Annotated in this window: 4 protein-coding genes; 3 read left to right on the forward strand and 1 reads right to left on the reverse strand. The window is 61.3% G+C overall.

Features of this window, described 5'->3' with window-relative positions; all coding sequences use genetic code 11:
• From JNL55_RS26245 to JNL55_RS26255, 3 genes are all read left to right on the forward strand, one after another.
• Nucleotides 1-486 (forward strand): HlyD family secretion protein (locus JNL55_RS26245; protein ID WP_293861424.1); only part of this gene is annotated, 486 nt, incomplete at its 5' end.
• Nucleotides 487-490: 4 nt separating this feature from the next.
• Nucleotides 491-2,059, forward strand: coding sequence for an MDR family MFS transporter (locus JNL55_RS26250; protein WP_293861427.1), 1,569 nt, complete (start codon nt 491-493; stop codon nt 2,057-2,059).
• A 1-nt stretch (nt 2,060) separates the two neighbouring features.
• Nucleotides 2,061-3,503, forward strand: a complete 1,443-nt coding sequence (locus JNL55_RS26255; protein ID WP_293861429.1) for an efflux transporter outer membrane subunit — start codon at nt 2,061-2,063, stop codon at nt 3,501-3,503.
• Here the strand turns inward: JNL55_RS26255 and JNL55_RS26260 are convergent.
• A complete protein-coding gene (locus tag JNL55_RS26260) occupies nt 3,500-3,997 on the reverse strand; it encodes a hypothetical protein (RefSeq protein WP_293861432.1) in 498 nt (165 codons plus the stop codon). The two genes, JNL55_RS26255 and JNL55_RS26260, sit on opposite strands and share 4 nt — an antisense overlap.
• Between the last annotated feature and the right edge of the window lie 305 nt (nt 3,998-4,302).

Consider the following 4,302-nt stretch of genomic DNA (forward strand, 5'->3'; position numbering starts at 1 on the left):
GCGGCCGAAGTCGATTTGCAATCCACGACTCTCAATGCCGCGGTCGCTGGCCGTATCGGTAATAAGACCGTGACGGTCGGGCAGTTCGTGCAGCCTGGCACGCGCTTGATGTCCGTCGTGCCGCTCGATCAGTTGTACGTCGAAGCCAATTTCAAAGAGACCCAGATCGGCCTGATGCGGGTGGGCCAGCCCGTCAGCATCGCGGTCGACACCCTCGCAGGCGTCGAATTGCATGGTGAGGTCGCCAGTTTCGCGCCCGGCACCGGCGCCGAGTTTTCATTGCTGCCGTCGAAGAACGCCACCGGCAACTTCACCAAGATCGTGCAGCGAATACCGGTGCGAATCACGCTCGAAGCTGGGCCGGAAGCACGCAAGCTGCTGGTGCCCGGCCTATCGGTCACCGTCACCGTCGATACTCGAGGCGCGAAGGACGAGTTGCATCGAGTGAAACGAGAGCAGGAGCAGTTGGTCAGCAAGGCGCCGTAGTCTCATGACCAGCGCAGCAACTACAACTGGCAGTGTGACCGAGAGCGAGCCGGAACGCGCCGACGCAACCGCTTGGCTCGCGGTCGCGGCCGGCACCATCGGCGCCTTCATGGCGACCTTGGATATTTCCATCGTCAACTCCTCGCTGCCGACCATTCAAGGTGAGATCGGCGCGAGCGGCACCGAAGGCACCTGGATCGCGACGGCGTATCTGGTCGCCGAAGTGGTGATCTTGCCGCTGGCCGCGTGGTTTGAGCGGCTGCTCGGCCTGCGAACGTTTCTACTGACCTCGACGATCTTGTTCACCGGCTTTTCCATCATGTGCGGCCTGTCGACGTCGTTGGCCATGATGGTGGTCGGTCGCGTCGGCCAGGGCTTCACTGCTGGCGCCATGATCCCGACGGCGCAAACCATCATCGCCACTCGCCTGCCTCGCTCACAGCAACCGATTGGCATGGCCATGTTCGGTGTCACGGCGATTCTCGGACCGGTGCTCGGTCCGCTGATCGGCGGTTGGCTCACCGAAAACATGAGTTGGCACTACGCGTTCTTTCTCAACGTGCCGGTAGGTATCGCATTGGTGATGTTGTTGCTGCTCGGCCTGCCGCATCGGCCGGTGAATCTGCAATGGCTGCGCGAAGCCGACTGGCTGGGCATTCTCGGCCTGACGGCCGGCCTTGGCGGACTCACTGTGATGCTCGAGGACGGCCAAGCCGAACAATGGTTCGACTCGCAACTGATCGTGAACATGGCGATTCTGGCGGCCTTCGGCTTCGCGCTGATGTTCGCCGGGCAGCTGTTTGCCAAGCGGCCGGTGATCAAACTACGACTGCTGCTCGATCGGCAGTTCGGTTCAGTCGCCGTCATGGGCCTGGTGCTGGGCATGGTGTTGTATGGCACCGCCTATGCGATCCCGCAATTCCTCGCGACCGTTGCCGGCTACAACGCGTTGCAGTCGGGCAAGATCGTCTTGCTCAGCGGTGTGCCGAGTCTGCTGATGATGCCGCTGGTGCCGCTGCTGCTGAAACGCCTCGACATCCGACTGTCGGTGTCGCTGGGCTTGGCCATCATGTCGATCAGCTCGTTCGCTGAAATCTCACTGACCGCGGATTCGGCCGGCGCGGCGTTCGTCGATTCGCAGCTGATGCGCGGGGTAGGCACGATTCTGAGTTTCGTGTTTCTGAGCCAAGCTGCCATTCAATCGGTGAGTCGCGATGAAGCCGCCGATGCCGCAGGCTTGTTCAGCTGCGCCCGCAATCTCGGCGGCTCGTTGGCGCTCGCCGGCATTGCCACCATTCAAGATCAACGCGTGGCACTTCACGCGCATCGTCTTCAAGAATTCCTACCGGCGAATTCAGTCGACGTGCAGGACTACTTGGCCGGCGCGGAACATCAGTTCGGCGGTCTTAGCGCCGCGCTCGGCGGGCTGATGCAAGACATTCAGCAGCAGGCGCTGGTCATGACCTACAACGACATCTTCTGGATCATGGGCATCGGCACACTGCTGGTGCTGCCGTTGGTTTTTTTCCTTCGGCCGTTACCCAAGAACGCTGCCCCATCGATGGCACATTGATATGTACTCGCGCACTTTGTGGCTTGCTGTTGTTTGTTCGCTCAGCGCTTGCACTGTCGGGCCGGTTTATCAAGGCCCTCCCGACGTTGTGCCGAATACCCGCGACGGTGGCAAGTTCGTGCGGGCTGTCGATGCTTCGCTGCAGCCGTCACTTGCGCCGGCGCGCTGGTGGGAGGCACTCGGCGATTCGAATCTGACTGCGCTCGTCGACGATGCGCTCGCCAAGAGCCCATCTATCGACATTGCCATTGCTCGCGTCGAGCAGTCGCGCGCGGCATTGGGATTGCGTCGCGCGGAGCAGTTTCCGACGGCCAGCGTGAGCATGTCGTATGTCCATGCGGAGTTGCCTGGATTCGATTTGGGCGGCGGCTCGGAGGAATCGGAAAGCAGTTCCTCCAATGACACCACCGCCCTCGATCTGTACAACTTGGGCTTGAATGCCAGCTGGGAGCTGGATCTGTTCGGCGGGCGTCGTCGCGCGCGCGAGCAAGCGACGGCAACTGCTGAAGCTCGCATTGCCGAGCTGTCGGATGTGCAAGTCAGTCTCGCCGCTGACGTGGCGCAGACATACATCAACCTTCGCGACGTGCAGGAGCGGGCGCGGTTGTTCGCCGAATCGGCGCGGCTTCAAGAAAAGATGCTGAGCTTGGCTCGGCAGCGGTTCACCGCCGGCGCGTCATCGGCATTGGACGTCGATCGCATCGAGACCCAGTACGAGAACACGCAGGCCCAACTGCTGCCTCTGCAAGCACAAACTGAGCAGTACTTGAATCAATTGGCCATGCTGACTGGACGTGAGCCTGGTGCTTTGGACGCACAGCTGGCGACGGCTGCAGCCATTCCTTTGCCGCCTGCTGAGGTTCCCGTCGGCGATCCTGCCGAACTATTGAGACACCGGCCCGACATTCGCAGCGCCGAACGCAATCTTGCCGCGAGCAACGCCGCCATCGGCGTCAACGTCGCACGGCGCTTTCCAACCATCAAGTTCATGGGCTTGATCGGCACCGGCGGCAGTGCTCCCAGCGACATGTTCGACTTGGACGAACTCATCTTGCTCGCCGCGCCCACGTTGCAGTGGAGCGTGCTCGACTTCGGCAAGAGCGGCGCCGCCGTTCGCCAATCCGAGGCCCAACGTGACGAAGCCGAAGCTCAATATCGACGCGCTGTGCTCACTGCGTTGAACGACGCCGAGACTTCATTATCCCGCTTCGGCTATCAACGCCGTCAACTCGGCAACCTCGCGCGCGCCGAAGCCGCCGCCACTCGCGCCGCCGCCTTCAGCGAACAACGCTATCGCGCCGGCACGTCATCGCTCATCGATCAATTGGATATCGAACGCCAGCGCATTTCCGCCGCCGCGGGTTTGGTTCAAGGCCGGGCGGCGTTGACCAGCAGTTATGTAGCGGTTCAGAAAAGTTTGGGATTGGGCTGGAGCGCGCCTTAAGACGCCAGCACATACACCAGCGCGTACTTCACCGGCTGCGACAGCTGTGGACTCGAAACTTCCACTTCCAGCCGCAACGAGCCCGTGGAGTCCTTGGAGAACGAATTCACTCGCGTACCGTCGGTGGCCTTATACGTTTGTAACAGCTTGCTACCATCGAACGTCGCCGACACGTCAAAGACCTCGCCATCGTCTCGCGTCCACTTGATCGACTGCCCGTCCAGCGGCACTCGAATCGGCTTGTTCGTATCGTAGGCAATCTCAACTTCACTCGCCCCTATCTCGATGCGAATGTGTTGATACGGCGTGTTGGTCTTACTCAACCGCCCTCGCGCGATCGGCCGCTTGATGAAGTTCATCCCCTCCACCGCCTTATCGATCGCCTGCGCCACATCGCCACTCTGCGCCGGCACGAACTTATAATTTCCCGTCAGGCCGGATGAGTCGCTGGCTCCGCTACCGGCGGCGGTTAGAAATGCCACGAGAATGAGCATCGCGCGGGGCACGAGGCAGCACTTGTTAATTGCCGCCTTGGCGAGAACCCTGTTCTTGAGCATGCCGACTCCTGCTGTGCGCGTCGCCGGCCAGTCTACGCGCCCCAGCCAAAGAGTTGAACCTTACGGCCGGCTCTAGTCCTGTGCGGCCAATCGCACGACAGCATCGATGTAAATCAGCGCCCCTTCTTCACCGCCTTCCGTTTCGCAGCAGGCTTCTTTTCCAATTTCTGAGGTACGACGGTCTCGCCTCTCGCCAGCATGGCCACGAGTGTTTCGATCTTCTTCGCCCGGCCGGCGGGCGT

Origin of the sequence: Steroidobacter sp. (genome assembly GCF_016790065.1) — a bacterium.
Classification (GTDB): domain Bacteria; phylum Pseudomonadota; class Gammaproteobacteria; order Steroidobacterales; family Steroidobacteraceae; genus Steroidobacter.